Annotated in this window: 15 protein-coding genes and 2 pseudogenes; 13 read left to right on the top strand and 4 right to left on the bottom strand. The window is 64.0% G+C overall.

Annotated features, from left to right (window positions below; all coding sequences use genetic code 11):
* The 3 genes and pseudogenes from ACK4OE_RS13690 to ACK4OE_RS13680 all read left to right on the top strand — a co-directional run.
* A pseudogene (locus ACK4OE_RS13690) lies at positions 1–363 on the top strand (dihydrolipoyl dehydrogenase); the annotation flags it as partial.
* A 266-nt stretch (positions 364–629) separates the two neighbouring features.
* Complete coding sequence (locus tag ACK4OE_RS13685) at positions 630–1,700, top strand: hypothetical protein (RefSeq protein ID WP_409885359.1); 1,071 nt, start codon at positions 630–632, stop codon at positions 1,698–1,700.
* A 210-nt stretch (positions 1,701–1,910) separates the two neighbouring features.
* Complete coding sequence (locus ACK4OE_RS13680; protein ID WP_409885358.1) at positions 1,911–2,981, top strand: hypothetical protein; 1,071 nt, start codon at positions 1,911–1,913, stop codon at positions 2,979–2,981.
* Between the two features lie 191 nt (positions 2,982–3,172).
* Here the strand turns inward: ACK4OE_RS13680 and ACK4OE_RS13675 are convergent, their stop codons facing one another.
* Positions 3,173–4,069: a LysR family transcriptional regulator gene (locus ACK4OE_RS13675; protein WP_409885357.1), complete on the bottom strand. Its 897-nt coding sequence runs from the start codon at positions 4,067–4,069 to the stop codon at positions 3,173–3,175.
* Between the two features lie 139 nt (positions 4,070–4,208).
* Here ACK4OE_RS13675 and ACK4OE_RS13670 point away from each other — a divergent pair, with 139 nt between their 5' ends.
* The 4 genes from ACK4OE_RS13670 (at position 4,209) to ACK4OE_RS13655 (ending at position 9,420) form a co-directional block, all read left to right on the top strand.
* Complete coding sequence (locus ACK4OE_RS13670; protein WP_409885356.1) at positions 4,209–4,790, top strand: carboxymuconolactone decarboxylase family protein; 582 nt, start codon at positions 4,209–4,211, stop codon at positions 4,788–4,790.
* 8 nt (positions 4,791–4,798) lie between these two features.
* Positions 4,799–5,662: an NAD(P)-dependent oxidoreductase gene (locus ACK4OE_RS13665; protein ID WP_409885355.1), complete on the top strand. Its 864-nt coding sequence runs from the start codon at positions 4,799–4,801 to the stop codon at positions 5,660–5,662.
* A gap of 1,057 nt (positions 5,663–6,719) precedes the next feature.
* Positions 6,720–8,141, top strand: a complete 1,422-nt coding sequence (locus ACK4OE_RS13660) for an aspartate kinase (RefSeq protein ID WP_409885354.1) — start codon at positions 6,720–6,722, stop codon at positions 8,139–8,141.
* A gap of 130 nt (positions 8,142–8,271) precedes the next feature.
* Entirely contained in the window at positions 8,272–9,420 is a 1,149-nt protein-coding gene (locus tag ACK4OE_RS13655) for an ATP-binding protein (RefSeq protein ID WP_409885353.1), read from the top strand.
* A 71-nt stretch (positions 9,421–9,491) separates the two neighbouring features.
* Here ACK4OE_RS13655 and ACK4OE_RS13650 read toward each other — a convergent pair whose 3' ends face one another.
* Entirely contained in the window at positions 9,492–9,776 is a 285-nt protein-coding gene (locus ACK4OE_RS13650) for a DUF1731 domain-containing protein (RefSeq protein ID WP_409885352.1), read from the bottom strand.
* A 219-nt stretch (positions 9,777–9,995) separates the two neighbouring features.
* Here ACK4OE_RS13650 and ACK4OE_RS13645 point away from each other — a divergent pair, with 219 nt between their 5' ends.
* Both ACK4OE_RS13645 and ACK4OE_RS13640 read left to right on the top strand, forming a co-directional pair.
* The gene (locus ACK4OE_RS13645) at positions 9,996–11,138 is read left to right on the top strand and encodes an RDD family protein (RefSeq protein ID WP_409885351.1); all 1,143 of its coding nucleotides are present in this window, start codon (positions 9,996–9,998) and stop codon (positions 11,136–11,138) included.
* A 57-nt stretch (positions 11,139–11,195) separates the two neighbouring features.
* On the top strand, positions 11,196–12,797 hold the full coding sequence (locus ACK4OE_RS13640; RefSeq protein ID WP_409885350.1) for a hypothetical protein: 1,602 nt from the start codon (positions 11,196–11,198) through the stop codon (positions 12,795–12,797).
* A 3-nt stretch (positions 12,798–12,800) separates the two neighbouring features.
* Here ACK4OE_RS13640 and ACK4OE_RS13635 read toward each other — a convergent pair whose 3' ends face one another.
* Positions 12,801–14,285, bottom strand: coding sequence for a TIGR01777 family oxidoreductase (locus tag ACK4OE_RS13635; RefSeq protein ID WP_409885349.1), 1,485 nt, complete (start codon positions 14,283–14,285; stop codon positions 12,801–12,803).
* A gap of 9 nt (positions 14,286–14,294) precedes the next feature.
* Positions 14,295–15,044 (bottom strand): DUF4166 domain-containing protein, encoded by a 750-nt coding sequence (locus tag ACK4OE_RS13630; RefSeq protein WP_409885348.1) that lies wholly within the window; start codon positions 15,042–15,044, stop codon positions 14,295–14,297.
* 245 nt (positions 15,045–15,289) lie between these two features.
* Here ACK4OE_RS13630 and ACK4OE_RS13625 point away from each other — a divergent pair, with 245 nt between their 5' ends.
* The 4 genes and pseudogenes from ACK4OE_RS13625 (at position 15,290) to ACK4OE_RS13610 (ending at position 20,035) form a co-directional block, all read left to right on the top strand.
* Complete coding sequence (locus ACK4OE_RS13625; RefSeq protein ID WP_409885347.1) at positions 15,290–17,176, top strand: ATP-binding protein; 1,887 nt, start codon at positions 15,290–15,292, stop codon at positions 17,174–17,176.
* Positions 17,173–18,168, top strand: a pseudogene (locus ACK4OE_RS13620) (sigma-54-dependent transcriptional regulator); the annotation flags it as partial. The gene ACK4OE_RS13625 and the pseudogene ACK4OE_RS13620, both read left to right, overlap by 4 nt.
* Before the next feature lie 126 nt (positions 18,169–18,294).
* A complete protein-coding gene (locus tag ACK4OE_RS13615; RefSeq protein ID WP_409885361.1) occupies positions 18,295–18,627 on the top strand; it encodes a helix-turn-helix domain-containing protein in 333 nt (110 codons plus the stop codon).
* Positions 18,628–18,850: 223 nt separating this feature from the next.
* A complete protein-coding gene (locus ACK4OE_RS13610; protein WP_409885346.1) occupies positions 18,851–20,035 on the top strand; it encodes a hypothetical protein in 1,185 nt (394 codons plus the stop codon).
* The last annotated feature ends 63 nt before the right edge of the window (positions 20,036–20,098 follow it).

The raw sequence follows: 20,098 nt of genomic DNA, 5'->3' as shown, positions 1-20,098 counted from the left end.
GTGGCATGGGTGGGCCTCACCGAAGACCAGGCCAAGGCGCAAGGCATCAAGGTCAAGAAGGGCCTGTTCCCTTGGACCGCCTCCGGCCGCGCCATCGCCAACGGCCGCGACGAAGGCGTCACCAAGCTGTTGTTCGATGACTCGCCAGAGGCCCACGGCCACGGCAAGATCCTCGGCGGCGGCATGGTCGGCACGCATGCGGGCGACATGATCGGCGAGATTGCGCTGGCCATCGAGATGGGGGCCGACGCGGTGGACATCGGCAAGACGATTCACCCGCACCCCACGCTGGGCGAGAGTATTGGCATGGCTGCTGAGATTGCGCACGGCAGTTGCACGGATGTGCCCCCAGCGCGCAAGTAATCAGCGCTGAAGTTCTGAACGCAAAAGCCTGAACTGGCAACAGTTCGGGCTTTTTGCTGTCTGGCGGTTTGCTGAGTTCTCGCCACTGGGCCCTCGACGCTCAAGCTACTCGGGTCAGAGGCGTTTTGGAGGTCTACAACCCATGCCACACTTGCCTTGAAACGGTTGAATTTTCTATCCGCTTTCCTATCCGTCGCAGTGGCAGGCCGGGGTGGGAGGCCGGTGATGCGCCGTGGGCACAATGCGCGGCATGTGAGGAGTCCATCATGAGTTATGTCATCCACATCTGGGACCACCCCAGCCCTGCGACCTGGGCCGAGGCTCAGGCCGTCTTCCAGCGCCTGGCGAATCGGGCGGCTCCGCGCAACCCGCGTTTCGCCGAACTGGCGCGACGCATCCAGGCCGCTTGGCCGGATCTGGCCGACGAATGGACGCTGGACGCACCCGATGGCGCCATCGACGAAGCCGTCTGGTCGCTGGGGCTCGATCGCGGGCTGCCTGAGACCTTCTATCCCCGGCTGATCGATGCGGCGCTTGCCTTGGGGCTGAGCGTCCACGACGAACAGGCCGGCGAATGCTTCGTGCCCGGTCCCTGGCGGCTGTCGGAAGCCGGGCGCGAGCCACTGGCTTGGCCGACAGCCCCTGCTGCGGCGCCCGCACTGCTGGACGTGCAAGGGCGTGCCCGCGCCTTGCTGCTCCCGCGACTGGCTGCCCACGGTTTCGAGCTGGAGACGCCGCCGTCACGCGGCAAGATGGTGCGGACCGTGCTGCGGCGTTCGACGCCCCTTGGGCGGCAGTGCATCGAGATCGCATGGACTGGCGACGCGGCCAGCCACCATGACGCCACGATGGTGTGCAGCATCGAGCCGGCACTGCCCGAGCCGGTGGCCAAGCTCTGTGGAGCCCAGTCGATCATCGGTCTCCGGATTCTCGACACGCCTCAGCTCAACGGCTTCCTGTACGGTTTCGTGCCCGAGCAGCCGACGGGGCGCGAGTACCGCGCCTCAGGCAGGGCGGGGCTGGATGCGCTGTTGTCGGCGTTAGCCGATTGGTTGCTGCAGGAGCTGCTGCCCATCCTGGACCGCTGTCAGACCCTTGAGGGTTTTCTCGCCCATGAGCGCGGAGAGCCCCGGCATCCGATCAGCGTGAAGCCCTATCTGGCCAACCTCGCCTTGGCCCATTGCGCCGGCGTGTCCGACCTGGACGAGCGCTTCGACCAGCTCATGCTGCGCCGCCGCGAGGCCAGATTCAATCCGGGGCAGATGGCCGAGGCTTACGAGGGTCTGCGGACGCAGGCTGCCAGTTACTTCGGCAGTTTCAAGGAGGCTTCGGCTTGAGTACCGGCATGGGTGAGTTCCTGGTTCGCGCCGTGGCCTGCGTCATGGTGGCGGACGAGCGCGTCACCCTGAGAACCTGACCAACACGCAGGCCGTAGGCCGCACCCCAAAGGCAAGAAGATTGCCGTCGGGTCGGCCATTTGTCTGCGCCAAAGCACGCATCGCTGTGTGCCTGAGGCAAGGCGCGCGGCGCATGGGTAGTATTCCATCATGAGTTACGTCATCCACATCTGGGATCAGCCCACCCCTACAAGCTGGCGCGAGGCGCAGGTCCTGTTCGAGCGTCTTTGGGATCAGCGGGCTGCACTGAATCCGAAGTTCGTCGAGCTGGCCCAACGCATGAAAGCGGCGTTCCCGGAATACGGCGACGAATGGGACTTCGGCTCGCCCCATGACCTGCCCAACGAAGCCGTGTTGGCTGTGGACATCCATGACCTGACTGTTTTCTATCCCCGGCTCGTGGATGCTGCGGTGGAGCTGGGGCTGAGCGTGTACGACGACAGCTCGGGAGAATGTTTCGTGCCTGGTCGCTGGCGACTGTCGCCAGAAGGGTGCGAGCGTTTGGCCTGGAGCAGCCCGGCGCCAGCGCCTGCGAAGCTGCCCGATGTGGAGCACCGCGTGCGAGCTTTGGTCCACCCGCGACTGGCAACGCACGGATTTCGGCTGGACATCGAGAGGTCGTCACCTGTCACGATGCAAGCCCACTGGCTGCGGGATGTGCCGCTGGGCCAGCAGCGGATTTCACTGGGATGGAAGAGTCGCTCTGAAGGTGCCCTGTATGAGGCGCGCACGTCGGCGGGCATGCGCCCGGCACTTCCGGCAGAGCTGGGAGCTGTGTGCAACCCGCAGCACATGATCGACCTGCACATCATCCATGCGGGGCCGCTGCAGCGCTTCGTCAGCCCTTTGCGGTCAGGCCCCTACGACACCACCCCAGTCGAGATTCCGAACGCCAGCCAACTGGACGAGTTTCTGGCCGCGACAACGGACTGGCTGGAGGCCGAGCTGCTGCCGGTGCTGGACCAATGCCAGACGTTGCCTGCGTTGCTGGCTTACGACCTGGGCGAGCCCCGACAGGCCATTGCCGTCAAGCCCTACCAGGCCAACCTCGCTCTCGCCTACTGGGCTGGCGACGCAGACTTTGAACGACGATTTGAGCTGCTCGTTCAGCGCTGTGTTCACCACAACATGACTCCCTATTTTCTGAAAACCACCCATCGCGCGCTGCAGGAAGACAGCTTCCAACCTGTGTTCGGAAAGGGGCCGGGAAGCACCGCCTGATCTGCAACAGTCAATTTTTTGGTCGCGCCATAGTCCGAATCACGTCATGGTGCCGACGCTGTGGGCAGAATGTGACGCACGCGCAGCGGTGCCTCAGCCGGTGCCAATCAATACTCTATCAATTGAATAGCTGCCGACACTTGTAAAAAAGGGGGAGGAGATCCTGCGGCCCGAAACCAGTGGCGCGTCCCTCAGCCCTGCAGTTTCGCGCGCAAAAAATCTGCCATCACACGCACCTTGTTCGGCAGGTAGCTGCGGCTGGGGTAGACGATCCACGCGGCCGTATCAAAGGTGGTGGCCGTGGCGGCGTAATCAGGAAACAGGTGCACCAGAAGGCCCTGGGCGACGGCATCGGCCACCAACCAGTCCGGCAGCAGCGCGGGGCCCAGGCCACCAAGGGTCGCCGTCAACAGCGCACTGGCCGGCGCAAAGGTCAGATTCCCCTGAATCTCCACACGCTCCTCGTGGCCCCCAGCATCGCGAAACAACCAGTGTGTGCGGTACGCACGCAGGTTGAACAACAACACTTGGTGTCGCGACAGGCCGGAGGGTTGCATGAGAGGTGGATGCCGGGCCAGGTAATCCGGGCTGGCATAAACGCCATAGCGCGTCTCAATGAGCTTGGCCACCACCACGTCGCCCCCGACGGCAGGAGCAAGCCGGATGGCCAAATCCATGCGCTCTGAAACCAAGTCCAAATTCTCATCGCTGAAGATGCACTCGACTTTCAGATCCGGGTAGCTGGCATGAAACGCGCCCAGCAGGGGCACGACACACATTTGCCCAAACGTCACCGATGCCGTCAGCCGCAACAAGCCACGTGGGGCACTGCTGACTTGCGCCGCCGCGTCGCGCGCGTGCTCCAGCTCGTCCAGCAAGGGCTCCAGCCGCGCCAGGTAGATTTCGCCCGCTTCGGTCAGCGTCATGGATCGGGTGCTGCGCTGAAAAATCCGCAGACCCAGCTCACCTTCAAGGTCCGCAATGGCGCGGGATACCGACGACGGGTCCATATCCCGCTCTTTGGCGACTGCGGCGAAGCTGCCGCGGCGGGACACGGCCAATAGCAAGTGCAGGCTGTCAATGTTCATTCATGCATTATTTGCACGTTATTGATGAAGTTAAAGATATTTATCCGTCGTTCGGTCATCAATACAGTCCATTTCCAGGCCCACAACACGCAGTTGTCGGCCAGTGACCCTCCTGCTGGACCCTTCAGAAAGACTGACCATGACCACCTTCACTTCCTATACCCTCGACACCGCACCTGCTGCCTCACAAGCCAAGCTGGCCGAAGTCGCCCAGGCCTGGGGTTTCGTGCCCAAGCTGCACGGCAATCTGGCTGAGAGCCCGCTCGCGCTCACGGCGTATGACATGCTCTTTGGCTTGGTGGCAGCCCAGTCCACGCTCACACCGATTGAGCAGCAGGTGGCATATCAGGCTATCAACGTGATGCACCAGTGTGAGTACTGCACCGCTGGACACACTTTCTTGTCGCGTTCGGTGAAGATGGACGAAGCGGCTATTGCAGCGCTGCGCAACGGCACGCCCATCCCAGACGCCAAATTGCAGGCCTTGCGAGTTTTCACCGAGTCCGTAGTGCGAGAACGCGGGTTTGTGAGTGACGAAACAACAGACAATTTCATCGCCGCTGGCTTTAGCAAAGCCCAGGTGTTGGAGGTCGTGACGATTGCGGCGACTAAGACCATCTCCAACTACACCAATCACCTGACCCGGACGCCGAAGGAAGCCTTCATGGCCGACCCGGCCCTGGTCTGGGTGGCGCCTCGTAACCGCGCCAAGTCGGCATGAGGCAGGCCATGCAACGCATTGCATTTCTGGGTTTGGGCGCCATGGGTGCGCGCATGGCCACGCATCTCGTCAAGGCGGGCTACCCTGTAACGGTGTGGAACCGCGACCCCGCCAAGGCCTTGTCACTGCAGCAAAGCGGCGCCGCGCTGGCGAACACGCCGGGTGAAGCGGCGCGAGACGCGGATGTCGTGATCTCCATGGTCAGCGACGATGCCGCCGCGCGCAGCATCTGGCTGAATCCGCACACGGGCGCTGCGGCCCGGTTGCAAGCCAACGCCATTGCGATCGAGTGCTCGACGGTCACGCCGGCATGGGTACGGCAACTTGCAGGCGCGGTGCATTCGCGCGGCGCCCAGTTGCTGGATGCGCCCGTGGCGGGATCTCGGCCGCAGGCCGACGCGGCGCAACTGGTATTTATGGTGGGCGGAGAGGACCATACGCTGACGCGAGTGCGCCCTGTACTGAGCACCATGGGTGCCAAGGTGCTGCGTGTGGGCACAGTCGGCCAAGGCGCAGTGCTCAAGCTCGCGATCAACGCACTGTTTGCAGCGCAGCTGCACAGCGTTGCCGAGTTGCTGGGTTTCCTCACCCGCAACGGCTACGCGCCCGCCGAGGCGGCAGATCTGCTCGCTGAGTTCCCCGTCGTGGCTGCCCCAATCAGCGCTGCGGCAAAAATGATGGCGGCACGGAACAGGGAGCCTTTGTTCACGATTGACCTGATCGAAAAAGACCTGGGCTACCTTGTGGATACCGCCCAGGTCAGTGGCGCAGAGTTGCCCGGCGTCGCTGTTGCGCGCATGACCTTTCAGCGCGCACAGCGGCTAGGCCTGGGCGGAGCCAACGTCAGCGGTGTTGCAGCGGTGTTTGAGTGAGCCTCAGCAATTGCACGCACATGCCGGTCGCACACGACGTAGATTGCGCGTTCGCACCTTTCATCGAGGCCCACGCTGAGCGCCTGACTTGCCGCCGGAGGTGTAGCAGTACCTGCGCGGCAAGCGCTTCTTCGCGATGATCGTGCTTAGGGCATGGGAAGACCTTGGGTTTGGGCACTTTGCCCACGCGGCCTTGGTCACGCGGCTGGCCACGGTCAACGTGTCGGCTGTGGCGACAGCCATGGCGCCCGACTCTATGGTGCCTGCCGAGCTCGCTGACGCCGGCCTGTCTGAATGCGGCAGAAAAGGTGATCCAGATGGATAACTTCAGGCCTTGAGGCGCTCTGCATGCGCCAATGGTCGCGGCAATAGCCGCTTTGCCAAAGCTCTATTGCTATATAAAAGATAGCTGCTTACGCTTTATTGATAGGCGCTAGCGTCTGTTTTGACTGCATTTTGGACCCGCCACGTGTGGGCATTTGCAGCAGGCAGCCTGTGCTGCAGGCCGCCACCAGCCTGCGAGACCGACGGGAGCCGACCAGCAAGGAGTAGAAGACGCAGAGTCAGGTCATCATCAACGCTTTCAAGCGGCAGAACCAGCTGACGGATGAGCACATGGCCAAGATCATCCAAAGCTACCAGTACCGCTCGGAAGATCCTCGCTATCCACGGCGGGTGGAGATGGCTCAAATTGAGAAGAACACTTCAACCTGAATATCTCGCGCTACATCAGCAAAGCAGTGGGTAGGCGGAGATTGATCTGGATGCGCCCCACCGGGCGTTGTAGGACATTTAGCAGGCAATTGCTGCCGCCAAGGAAAAGCACAACGCCTTTTTAAAGCAGCTGGGTCTGAAGCTGTTGCCGTAGCTGTCGGCTCGTTGTGCATGGATGCGGCGGCCGTGCGCCGCATGGTCCCCGAACGAGGCGGAAGGGTCGTTGGGACTGCTGAAGGTGCCCCCACAAAAGTAATGGAAAATACCGGGTTTGCTGCGCAGGCTCTGGGCAGCAAGCATTTTTGCCCGTTTGTCCCATTCCTCTGCTCCCCTGAGCCTCTCCATGCAAGACGTTCAAAACTCCAAGATCTCTGTCGAGAAAATCGGCGGCACTTCCATGACCGCATTTGGCGATGTGTTGCGCCACATCGTGCTGCACGATCCCAAACGCATCAACGGTCGGATTTATGTGGTGTCCGCCTATTCGGGGGTCACCAACCAGCTGCTAGAGCACAAGAAGACGGGCGAGCGCGGGATTTACGCACTGTTTGCGGAAGGACAGGGCTACCAGGATGCCTTGACCCAGTTGGCCACCAGCCTGAAAAAGCTGAACGCGGGCTACGCTGACCTGGGCCTGCCACTGGCGGTGGCAGATGCCTTTATCGACCAGCGCATTGGCCAGGCGCGCGAGTATCTGGGCGCCATGCAGCACGTGCTGGCCAGTGGCTACCTCAGCCGCAAGGATGTGCTGCTGGCCGCGCGCGAGGTGTTGGCCTCGATTGGCGAGTCGCACAGCGCATTCAACTCGGTCGAGATACTCAAGGCCAACGGCGTCAACGCCATCCTGATGGACCTGGCCGGTTTTGACGACAACGAAGCCTGGACCATTGACGAGCGCATTGCCCACAGCTTTAGGGGCCTGAACCTGAGCGACAAAGTGGTGGTGGCCACCGGCTACACCAAGGGCACCGAAGGCATCATGCGCGAGTTTGACCGAGGTTACTCCGAAGTCACCTTCAGCAAGATCGCCGTAGAAGTGCGCCCCGCCGAGGCCGTGATCCACAAGGAATTCCACCTTTCGTCTGCCGACCCGAACCTGGTGGGCCTGGAAAACGCCATCGTGGTGGGCGCCACCAACTACGACGTGGCCGACCAGCTGGCCGACGTGGGCATGGAAGCCATTCACCCCAAAGCGGCCAAGCCCATGGAGCTGGCGGGCATCCCCATCCGCCTGAAGAACACCTTTGAACCCGACCACCCCGGCACGCTCATCACCAAAGATTTTGTGGGCGAGCGTGCGCGCGTCGAGATCGTCACTGGCACCGACAAGGTCACGCTGATCGAGATCCACGACCCCAGCATGGTGGGCACCGTGGGGTTCGATGCGGGCCTGATGAACGTGTTCTGCAAGCACGACGTGAGCTACATCCTCAAGGCGACCAACGCCAACTCCATCGCCCATCTGGTGTGGGACAACCAGGTCACGCCCGAGCTGGTGGCCGAGCTGCAAGAGGGCTACCAGGTCGTGACGATCAAGCCCAGCGCCATCGTGTGCACCATTGGCTCCAACATCAGCATCCCAGGCGTGCTCGCCAAGGCAGCGCAGGCGCTGGCTGATGCGCAGGTCAACGTGAACTGCGTGTCGCAAACCCTGCGGCAAGTGAACATGCAGTTCGTCATCGAGCGCGAGGACTACAAGACCGCGATCAAGGCCCTGAACCTGGCGCTGTGCGTGAACTCCGGCACACCCGTTCCGCGCGTTTGATCTCGCAAGTTATTTGCTGAAAGCCCGCTGCCAGCGGGCTTTTTTGTGGGCCGCGCCAAGCCATCCAGGCTATTTACCTTTTTTTATCTAAACCAGATAATTAACCCGTTCTAGATAACTTGAGGTAACCATGGCCCCTGATGTCTTCCACCGCACCACCTACGCCGAGCAAATGGCCCAGCAGCTGCTGCAGCCATCGCCCCTGCACATGAACGTGCGCTCAGGCGTGCTGCTGTCAGGCATACGCCGCGTGGGCAAAACCACGTTTTTGCGACAAGACCTGGTGCCAGCGCTGGAGGCGCGCGGGGCGCTGGTGATTTACGTGGACCTGTGGGCCGACCGCAGCAAAAGCCCGGCTGTGCTGGTGCTCGATGCCGTGCGCGCCACGCTGCTACAAATGCAAACCCCAGGCTCAGGCTTGCTGCAGCGATTCAAGGGGCTGAACCTGGGCGCGGCGGGCATCACGCTGGGTTTTCAGGTGGAGCATTTGGGCACGCCGGGTGGCACCACGCTGGCGCAGGCGTTTTCAGAGCTGGTGGCCAAGGCCAAGGTGGATGTGGTGCTGATCGTGGACGAAGTGCAGCAGGCCCTGGGCACCGAAGACGGCACCAGCCTGCTGCACGCCCTCAAGGCGGCGCGCGATGCCGTCAATGCCCAGCCCGGCACGCCAGGGTACTTCTTGTTTTTGGGCACGGGCTCGCACAAGTCGCTCATCACCGACATGGCCACGCGCCACTCGCAACCCTTTACGGGTGCCTTGACCACGGCCTACGAGCCACTGGGGCAAGACTTTGTGCAATGGCAACTTCAGCGCATTGCAGGCAGCCCAGGCGTGGTACTGCCCACCACCGAAGTAGCTTGGGCCGGCTTTCAGTCACTGGGCCACCGCCCTGAAGAAATGCTCAAGGCCCTGGTGCAACTGCAAAGCGCCCAGGCCCCGGCAGACCAGGCGTTCCTCATCATCTGCGCCACGCTGGCATCGGCCGCTGCCGATGTGGAGCTGCGCGCCATTGAAGAATTTGGCGAGCTGGGCCAAGCGGTTTTCGACTACATCGCCCAGGGCAGCGAGACCGGCGTATCGGGCCTGTTTGGCGAAGAAGCTATGGCCAGCTACACCGCCCGCACCGGGGGCAAGGTGCCCACATCGCAGGTGCAAAAGCTGGCCGAAAAGATGATCAGCGCCAACCTGATCGCCCGCCCAGGCCACGGCATCTACACCGTGGCCGATCCGTTTGTGCGCAAAGTGTGGCTGGAGCGGCGGCGGTTGCTGCAGCGTTGATCTGAACGTTGTTCTGCAGCGGCGGAAAGTCACTTCAAATTTAATAGCTGTAAGCGCTTTACCAATAGGCGCTAGAGCCTGTTTTGACCCATATTTTGGAGTGCGGGGGCAGATTGTGTCACTTCAGCCTGCGCAAGGTCGACCAGTGCGCCGCCCAGTTGAGGGTGCACAAATGGGAAGCCGTGGGTCAGCGCTGCAGTCGGTACGGTGTTCTGCCCGTCCAACGCCAGATGAATCCAAGGAGCAGGTTGGTGACCATGCCCCAGCACGGCGCCCAGGCCCAGGCGGGCAGCCAGCGCCTGCATTGGGTAGGCGCCACCACTGTGCGCCAGCACCACGCCAAAACGCAGCCGCACCACGCGCGCGCCCAGGGCTTCGGCGCGACGGGCCTCGTGCTCAACGGCGGCGCACAGGTCGTATTGGAACTCGCCGGGGCGAGGCGGTTTCGTCTAGCGGTAATGGGACAATCTCGTATTCAGTTTAGGAACGGTGCGGCTACTACCCCCATGAGCCTAGAAGTATTGGCAATTTATCTCCCTGCGCGCGCTCCCCGTTTCCCCAGCCTCCCCATTCCCATGAAATGTTCGACATGCCAGTGGCACAACCCCGGCGAAGCAACCCACTGTGTGATGTGCCGCGCCCCGCTGGCTAGACGCGGCGAGCCTGATTTCGCCTCAGACTTCGCGCAACCCTCGCCCGTGGTTGTGGCCACACCAGTGGCCGTCTATCTGGCCACCGACCTGAGCCGTACCGCTGCCACCGTGATCGATGGCGTGCAAATGCTCGTATCTGCCGCGTTGTGGCTGGTGGTGGTGTGGGATGTGTCCTTTTCCATCTGGCTCAAGCTGCTGGGTGCCGTAGTGCTGTTTTTTCTGCCAGCCTTGCTCGACGCAGGACCTGGATCGCTGGGCAAACGGTGCCTGAAGATTCAGGTGGTGACGACTCATGGTGAAAAACCGCCGCTCGTCATCAGCATCTGGCGCCACTTCATCAAGTACGTCTTGCACATCGCGCTGCCCATCGTGTGGAAGCTGGTCGAGCCGTGGCTGACCGGCGGACGGTATCTTCACGATGTGTGTGCAGGCACCACGGTCATCGAGCGCTTGCCTGCCAGTGCCCGTGCGACCCGCGCCGCGCCGGAGCTATTTCATGAAGCGCTGATCATGCAGGCCCACGGCGTGCAGGCCGGCGCAGCGCCGCAGGCTCCGGTGCGGGCCGATGTGAAGAACGCTAGGCAGCAAGTCACGCGGGCGTCCAGGGCGTTCGATGTGTTCAAGAACCTGCTGGCGTGGTGCATTGCATGTGCGTTGCTGTGGCTCTTCGTTCCGGCGGTGTGGTCTTTGTACAAGGAGTCACAGGACCCCACCATGTCCGCCGTGTCAGACGCCAAGGCCGCCACCAAAAAGCTCACGCACCTGCTCAGCCAGCGATTCGAACAAGGCAAGAGCCTGGAGCTCGACTGGAGCGACCCTGCGTTGGCAGCTCTGGAGGCAGAAATGGGCGCAGTGTTCACCAGCATCACCACCGAGCCCAGCGGGCCCGTCACGCTGCAGATCAAGCGCGGGCCAGTGGCGGGCAAACACATCGTGCTTTCGCCGGAGTACAACTTCAGCAAAAAGTCCATCAAAAAATGGACCTGCGGCAGCCCTGACATCGAGCGGGCGCTGCTTCCCACCGGGTGCAAGGCCACGCTGAGCACGGCGCCTACCACCCCTTAATTTGGTTGGTGGCCGCCACTTCAGCGCGGCACCGATCGCACCAATACACCACCGACGATGACTGCTTTGTCCCAGCACCAACACCTTCTCGACCCTGTCGTTCTCAACCACCCGCAACGGCAATTCGCCTTGAAGGTGATGGACTTGCTCAAGACTGGGCAGTTCGACGCGCTCCAGGCGCTGCTGGCGCCCAGCTGGGCTGCCTTCGAGTCGGGTGCGTTGTCTGACTTGGGGCTGTCGCGCACGTGGTCCCACCTGAGATTGCAGCGTACCGATCTGATCGAGCCTGCCCAGGCGTGGGTGCAGGCGTACCCCAACAGCTTTGCGGCCCTGTTGTTCGCGGCGCAATTGCACTGCTCCGTGGCCTGGCAGGCGCGTGGTACTGCCACGAGCAACAACACCAGTGAAAAACAGTTTGCGGTGATGCAGCAGCATTTCGATGCGGCGTTTCCGTACCTGCACCGCGCCCTGGCGGCGGCCGCGCGGCCCACGCTCGCCATCGCAGTCGGGATCGCGATGGCGCGTGCGGGCAGCGATGACCCCGAACACGACTACATCGCGCGTGCCCAGCCCCACTTGCCGCACAGCCCGGTGCTGTATGGCTGCTTGATGTGGGCGCTGAACCCCCAGTGGGGCGGGTCGGTGGCGGAGGTCGACGCGTTGTTCCGCGCCGCACAACAGTGGAGTGCCTCGTGGCCTGACGAGGAGCGCAAACGTGTGCATGCCACCCACAGATCTGAACTGGCGAATATTGAGGCTTGCAATGGTGATTCGGATCGCGCCATCGCCTTGCTCAACGGCATCCTGCACGATGCGCCCGATTTCGACGTCGCGCACTCCCAGCTGGCCAGGCAATACAACTACAAAGACCAGATGCAGCGGGCCGCCGACCACCTGCTGCGCGCAGTGCGCATCATGCCGGAGGCGGACCGGTTTGACCGGCTGGGCGACTACTACGAAGAGCTGGGCCAACAGGACGTCGCCATGGCGTATTTTGAAGAGGCCATGCTGTGGGGCAGCGGCAGCGCGGCAGGCTCCGTGGCGAATTTGCTGAGCGACCAGCTCACGAGCGCACGCGCCGACCAGCGCCCCGCAATCGAAGAGCAGCTCGGACGGGTGGCCCCATACGGCATGCAGCAGTTTTCGCCAAGAACCATGTTCGTGATGGGCTCTATAGAGTTCTTTCAGCGTGGCGACGAAGCCGCCAAGGTGCGCGCATACGACTGGTGGCGCGAAGCCGCGCGATGGGGGCACAGCGGTGCCATGTTCAACCTTGGCATCGCGCACTTCGACGGCGAAGATGGACAGACGTTGAACAAGGCGATGGCCATCCAGTACTTGTCACGGTCAGCTTCGCTGGGTCATCTGTCATCCCATGAGCGCCTGGGCAAGGCATTGCTCACCGGCGACGGCATAGCGCAAGACCTTGAAAGCGCTGCCTACCACCTGGAGATCGCGGCCGATGGAGAAAACGTCTATGCCATGCGCGACTGGATTTGTTGCCTGTGGTTCGGGCGGGGCACGCCGCAGGACCGGGACACTGCCAAGCAATTGTTGCAACGCCTGAAAGCATTGAGCCCGGAGATGTACGAGTCGGCCCGCGAGCGCATCGGCCTGGGCGCCAGCATCAAGAATTGGGTGGGAAAGCTGTTCGCCTAGCGGTCAGGCCTTTTGACCCTTTGCAAGGTGAGCCAGGGCTCCACTGAGCAACGGGTGCACAAACCGGTATCCCTGAGCCAGCGCGGCACGCGGCACAGCGTTCTGCCCGTCCAGCAACAGGGTCGACATTTCCCCCAACATGGCCCGCAATGGCAGCCTCGGCATACGCAGCCAAGCACGCCGCCCAAACGATGCTGCCAAGGCCTGCGCAAACGTGGCCTGCGTCACCGCATCAGGCGCCACTGCATTGACAGGGCCTTGCAGTGTTTGGTGCGCCATCGCAAACCGCACCAGCCCCACCGCATCGGCCAAATGAACCCACGGCGCAGGCTGCCGACCATGACCCAGCACGGCGCCCAGGCCCAGCCGGGCGGCCAGCGCTTGCATCGGATACGCACCACCACCGTGCCCCAGCACCACCCCAAACCGCATGCGCACCACGCGCACGCCCAGGGCTTCGGCCCGCCGTGCCTCGTGTTCAATGGCCGCGCACAGGTCAGACTGGAACTCGCCCGGGCGGGGTGGGGCGGTTTCGTCCAAGGGCTCCATCGACGCGTTGGACGATGCGCCGTAGAAGCCCACGGCCGACGCGCTGACCAGCACGCGTGGTGCCTTGTGCAGGCGCCGCATCAGGCTGACGACTGCCACGGTGGTGTCTACGCGACTGGCCAGCAGTTGGCGTCTGCGCGCCTGGGTCCATGGCATGCCCAGCACGCGGGCGCCTGCCAGGTTGACCACGGCGTCGATGGTTGTTTCAGATGGGATGGCGTCCAGCGTGTCCACCACCCACACGCCGGGTCCAAAGCTGGCGCGGGCCTGCAGGGCGTCGCGCGTCAACACGATCACCCGCTGGCCGTCGCGCACCAGGTCGGCCACCAGGGCGCTGCCCACAAAGCCGGTGGCGCCGGTGACCAGGGTGGCGGGCTGGGGTTGGAGGCCACGGGTGTGCCGGGCACTAGATAGTGCAGGCTGTGCGGGCGGGGCCGTGCGGTAGAGCTGGATGGCGGCCAGTGTGTTGCGCACGCTCCAGGCCCACACGCCGACGGCGTAGGCCGTAAACAACCACGACACCCAGCCGTGCGGGGTCAGCACCATGGCGGTGGGTTGCTGCACCCAGTCCCACAGCACGGGGGCGATCAGGCCCAGGAATAGGCCGTAGCTGATGGTCAGCACGGTGTGCAGCACGCGCTCGAACGGCGGCAGGCGGCGGGTGCGGTCTTCTTCCAGAAAGTCGACCAGGGTGATGCCCAGCTCGACCAGCAGCAGGGCCGCCAGCACGGCGGCAAAGGCGCCGCGCCATTCAAACCAGGCCAGGCCGAAGAAGACGACGCCGTAGATGGCTTCGCGCGCGGCGTGCAGTGATATTTCATACCGGGCTGAGGTGCGCTGCGGCAGGCGGGCCTGCAGCTCGTGGTGCCACAGGTTGTCAAAAGCGCCCAGGGCAGCTTGCACGGTGAGCAGCAGAAAGAGGGTGTTCATGGTGGTCATGGCGTGGTCTTAAAGAGAGGTGGCGTTGAAGTGGGTGGCTGTATGGGCGTCTGTTTCCGTGTCCGTGTCTGCGATGGGGTCGGTGAAGACGCCGGACTGGTGAAACGTCTCGCCCCACCAGGGGTGAACCATGCTCAGCGTGAAGCGGAACTGGCCCGCGCCCAGGTCGGTGTGCGCCACGCGGCAGGTGCCGGGGGTGAGCAGGGCGGGCACGGGGATGCGCAGGCTGCCCAGCACCCAGAAGAAGCGGCGGCTGCGAAACACCAGGGCGCCGTCTTCTTCCAGTACGTCGAGCGACATGCTCAGGCCGCCGTCGGTGCGCTCCACCAGGCCGCCGTCGGTGCCCAGCTCCTTGGTGGAGCGCACGGTGCAGTCGCTGTTGCTGATGCCTCCGCTGCTATTGCTATTGCTGCCGCTGTGAAAGCACCGTTCCCACACCACGCCGCCGCGCCCGTTGTCGCTGACGCGCACGGTGGCGGGCAGGCCGGTGGTGTTGAGGTGGGTCAGCGGGCCGCCCCAAAACCTTGCCAGCGCCGCAAACACGTGGCCGATGCGTGAGCAGCGCAGCTCCATCACGCCCTCGTACGCGACGTCGGCGTGTGCTGCGGCAAAACGGCGTTGCACGGCGCGCGGCAGGCGGGCCCAGGCGGCGGGGCCGGCCAGGGCGGGCAGGTCCAGCGGGCGCGTTTGCGGTGCGGTGGCCTGGGGGGCGGTGGTGTTGATGGTGTTGGCAGCGGTGGGGGTGAACAGGGCAAACATCGGAGGCCTTTGCTGGAAGTGGCGTTTGCACTTCTTGTGACTCTCTATTGCGAAAGTCGGGCCAGCCTCTGTGCAGGTTGCAAGTCGTTGATTTCATTGGAAATCGCCCGTTGACCTGCATACTTGGTTTACAGTCTGCCGTCGGCAAATCGTCAACCGCAGGAACAGGTCGGCCACCGGTTGGCAACGTGTTGGCGGCCTCTTTCACAGCCTTTCATCCCCTTTCGTTTACAGATTCATCACCCATGCTGATCCACGCCGTTCTCGGGTTTGCACTGCTGGAGACCCTGGTGCTGGCCGCTGTGCTGCTGGCCTTTGCCGACCGGGTGGCGGGGGCGCGGCTGCTGTCGGCGTTTCTGGTGGGGATCTCGGTGTGGATGGTGGGCAACGAGCTGCCCAACTGGCTGGGGCCCCAGACCGAGCGGGTGATGATGTTTTTGCTGTCCACAGCGCCGTTCACGTCGGTGCTGTTCTTTCATTTCTGCGTGGTGTTCTGCCGCGTGAACATTGGCCGCGCCGGGTTGGCTGCCGCTTACGCCTTGGGCGGGGGGGCCACGCTGGCGGCCATGGTGATGGTGCCGGGCCATATCGAGCAGCACCCCGACATCGGCTGGATTGCCGTGGCAGACACGGTGGGCTGGGTGGCCAGCATGGCGTGGGTGGTTCTGGGCATTGGCGGGGTGTCGGTGCTGCTGCACGCGTTGCTGCGCGCGCGCAGGGAGGGCGACGGGCAGAAGTTTCGGCAGATTGCGGCTGTCACTGCGTCATGCCTGTGGGGCATGTTGTGCCTTACGGGCTATGGCATTGCAGTGCTGGGCTGGCCGGTGTACCCGTTTCCGCTGCTGGGCCTGCCGCTGTATTCGCTGATTCTGGTGTACGGCATCTTGCGGTACGGCGTGTTTGTGGCCAACGCCTGGGCGCGCAGGGCGCTGGTGTGGGCGCTGCTGCTGGCGCTGGGGGCAGGGGTGGTGGCGCTTACGCCGCTGCTGCCGTTCGAGTCGCGCTGGCTGGGCGGGCTGGCGGTGGCGGCCAGTGTGCTGGCGCTCAACGGCCCGGTGCGCCGTGTGGCCGAGCGGCTGGTGTACCCCGGCGGGCGCGTGTCCATTGCCGACCTGAGCGCCTGGCGCAGCGCGCTGCTGCCTGCCGAGACACCGCTGGCCTTGGCGCAGCAGGCCGCTGCACTGCTGAGCCACCGCATTGGCACCCAGGTAGAAGTGCACATTGGCGAGCCACCCCAGCCCGCCAGCAGCACGCCGCAATTGGTCTGCATACGCGGAAGCAATGGAAGCAGCAGCAACGACAGCAGCGGTGACAACGGCTGGCACGCCACGCTGCAAGGCTGGGACGCCGCACCGCCCGGCCCGCGCCATGTGGCCGAGCTGTTTGGCACCGTGGTGGCCGAGGCCGCCGCCCGCGTGGAGCAGGCCCAGCACGCCGCCGCGCGTGAGCGCGACCGGCAACTGCAGGCGCGCCTGGCCGAGCTGGGCACCCTGGCGGCCACGGTGGCGCACGACATCCGCAACCCGCTCAACATCATCTCCATGGCCGTGGCCGCCGCGCCGGGCGACACGCGGCGCGAGGTGGCCGAGCAGGTGGCCCGCATCTCCAACCTCACGCACGACCTGCTGGACTTTGCCAAGCCCTGGAAGCTGAGCCCCAGCACCATCGACCTGGCCACCCACGTGCGCAACGCCGCCCTGCGCCTGCCCGACGTGAGCCTGGGCGCGGGGCTGGACCAGCCTTTGCTGCTGCAGGCCGACCCGCGCCGGGTGGACCAGGTGCTGACCAACCTGTTTGAAAACGCGCGCATCGCCACCTCAATCGCCGATGACGCCACCGACGACCCCGCCACGCCCAGCAAGGCCGCCACGCACAGCCATGTCCACATCGACGCGGAACGCACCGCAGATGCCGTGCTGCTGCATGTGTGCGACGCGGGCCCCGGCGTGCCGGTGGAGATCCGCAGCCGCCTGTTCGAGCCGTTTGCATCGCGCAGCCCGGGCGGCACCGGGCTGGGCCTGGCCATCGTCGCGCGCATCATGGCCGCGCACGGCGGCTCGGTGGTGCTGACCGAGCGCCCGCCGTGGAGCACGTGTTTCACGCTCCGTTTTCCGTTGACGACATCTTCATGACCGCCATGCCAACTTCCGCCACAGACACCGCGACCGAAATTGCGACGGACAACCCAGGACAAGAGCCTGCCGCAGCAGCCGAACCCCAGAATGGCCATGTGCTGCTGGTGGACGATGAGGCCGCCTTTCAGCGCCTGGGCGGCGCCTTTTTGCGCAACCTGGGCCACACGGTGACGCTGGCGGGCGATGGCGAGCAGGCGCTGGCCGCCTTTGCCAAGCAGCCGCCCGAACTGGTGCTGCTGGACCTGGCCATGCCCCCGCACATGGACCCGGAGATCGGGTTGGAGCTGATTCCCCGTTTTGCCCGCGTGCCCGTGGTGGTGCTGACCGGCCACGGCGACCACGGCCTGGCCCTGCGCGCCACCGAGCTGGGCGCGTGGGACTTTCTGACCAAGCCCATCGACCCCGACATGCTGCGGTTTGTGGTGGCGCGCGGCCTGCGCAAGGCGCGGCTGGATGCAGAACTGTCGGCCCTGCGTGCGGGCCAGGCGCTGGATGACCTTGGAATGGTGAGGCAGGCTGCGGCCACGGTGCAACTGCGCGCCCTGGTGCGCCGCGTGGCGCCCACGCATGTCAGCGTGCTGGTGCTGGGCCCCACGGGCACCGGCAAAGAGCTGGTGGCCCGCGCCTTGCACGCCTGCAGCGCCCGCAAGAGCGAGCCCTTTGTTGCGATCCACTGCGGCGCGCTGTCGGCAGAGTTGCTGGAGAGCGAACTTTTTGGGCACATGAAAGGCAGCTTTACCGGCGCCTACCGCGACCAGCCCGGCCTGGTGGAGGCCGCGCACGGCGGCACGCTGTTTCTGGACGAGGTAGGCTAAATGCCACCGCCCATGCAGGTCAAACTGCTGCGCTTTTTGCAAGAGGGCGCTTTTGTGCCCGTGGGCGGCCGCGTGCAAAAGCGCGCCGACACCCGCGTGGTGGCCGCCACTCACCGCGACCTGGAGGCCATGGTGCGGGAAGGCACCTTCCGCGAAGACCTTTTCTACCGCCTCAAAGGCGTGGTGCTGCGCACCCCATCGCTGGCAGAGCGCCCCGCCGACATCCCGCTGCTGGCCACACGGTTTCTGCACCGCGTGGCGCAGCGGGCCAGCCTGTCAGCCAGCGCCCTGGCGTGGCTGATGGCGCGCGAATGGCCGGGCAATGTGCGCGAATTGAAGGCGGTGGTGGAGTCTGCCGGGGCCTTGCTGATGCCCGACCAGCGCGAGGTAGATGCGGAGCTGCTGCAACTGGCGAGTGGCGATATGCCCGACCCGATGGCGCAGACCCAGCCAGACCCATCGCCCCCTGCAGGCAGCACCGGGCCTTTGGACGCCGCACTGATGGAGCTGGAAGTGCGCATGGTGCGCGACACGCTGGCCGCAGCGGGCGGCAACCAGTCTGAAGCGGCCCGGCGGCTGGGGATATCGCGGGTGGGGTTGGTCAAGAAGTTGACTCGGCTGGGTTTGAAGTAGTGCATTGCTGACGGAAAGCACAAACGCGGTTTTTTACTTGGGGCGGCCCGGGGAATACGCGGCAGAGCCGTTCACGGCCCGCAGCACTGCGTAGCGCGGTGGGTGATTTCAAAATCAGATCAACACCCGAAGCTACCCCCGCGGCGGCTCTTATGATTTCAGGGTCTATCGCCTGCGCTGTGCTGTGCTGTGCATCTTTTGACCACTTAACCCCATCATCCCCATGAGCTTCATCGTCCAGATCTTTGACCGAGTCACCGCAACCGACGTGCGCAGTGCGCTGGCTGCCTGTAACAGTGATAAGCCCGTGACCCCGCGCGTGGCAGCCATGTTCGATCAGTTCCTGCAGGAGGTGCAGCGCTACTACCCTTTGGCGGCCCATGCCACAGGGGGGGAGCCCCACATTTGGTCCGAGGGCCTGCCGCTCGGCCCGGTGACCAGTTCGCCGCTCAACCTCGGCGTTGAGGTCAACGAACTGAATGACACGGTGCTGTCCACGCTGGGCCATGTGGCGGCTGATGCGGGGTTGCAGTTGTTGGAGCCGCAGGGCGGGGCGCTTTATCGGCTGGATCGGCAGGTCATTTTTGATGACGGCAGCGCTGAGCCATTCGCCGAGCGGGCGCCGCAGGCCGCACCGCGCGCAAAGGCTACCGAGGGGTTCGACCCAACCAAGGTGGGCTATTCGCTGGACGTGCTCTGCGGTGCGCTGATGGAAAAGCTGGCGCCTTTCGGGTTTGAAGTGATGCCGCACCCGCTGTGGGAGCACACGCGCTGGGTACAGCGGACCTTTGGCCCTACCGTGCAGGCATTCAGCGTGAAAGTGCAATCAGAGCAAGACAGGCAGATCGTGCACTTCTCAGTGCAATGGCGGTTGCCTGCGGTGCGCGAAGCGTGGCTGGAGCGCCTCGACGAGATCGGTGGGCCAGCGCTCCGGGAACGCATCCATCCGAAATTCATGCCTGAGCATGAACGGATGTTTGGCGACTTCTATGGACCACGCGATCCACGGCTCGCCCAGTACTCGTTGCGCAGCGAAGGCGACCTTCAGGCCTACGCCCAGGCCCTGGCCGAATGGTGCGCTGGGCAAGGCATGCACTTCCAGAATTCGTTCAAGGGCATGACAGATGTGGGCAAGTGGATGCTGTCGGTAGACCATCTGAACGGAGTGCTCAAGGCGGGTGAAGCGGGCGTACATGGCTCGTTTTATTTGCACCAGCAGATGGCGCTGCTGGTGCTGGCATTGACCTGCAAGACACCGCTGCGCGCGGTGTGGCTGGAAACCCTGCGTCACCGGCAGAGGACCACCCAGCACGTGCAGTGGAAGCACGTGACAGGCGGCGATGGCAATGCGCTGTTCGAGGACATCCTGGCGAGCTTGATCGCAAGGCCTCCTGTGCTGGGCAGTTGAGGCCAGCCGGCCTTGCCAAGCAAAGGGCTTTTGCTATCCAAATAGTAGCTGCTAGCGCTTGAT

This window comes from Acidovorax sp. (assembly GCF_046314175.1).
In the GTDB taxonomy this organism is placed as follows: domain Bacteria; phylum Pseudomonadota; class Gammaproteobacteria; order Burkholderiales; family Burkholderiaceae_C; genus Acidovorax.
Note: the sequence above shows the minus strand (reverse complement) of the source record. Positions and strands in the feature narration are given on the sequence as shown.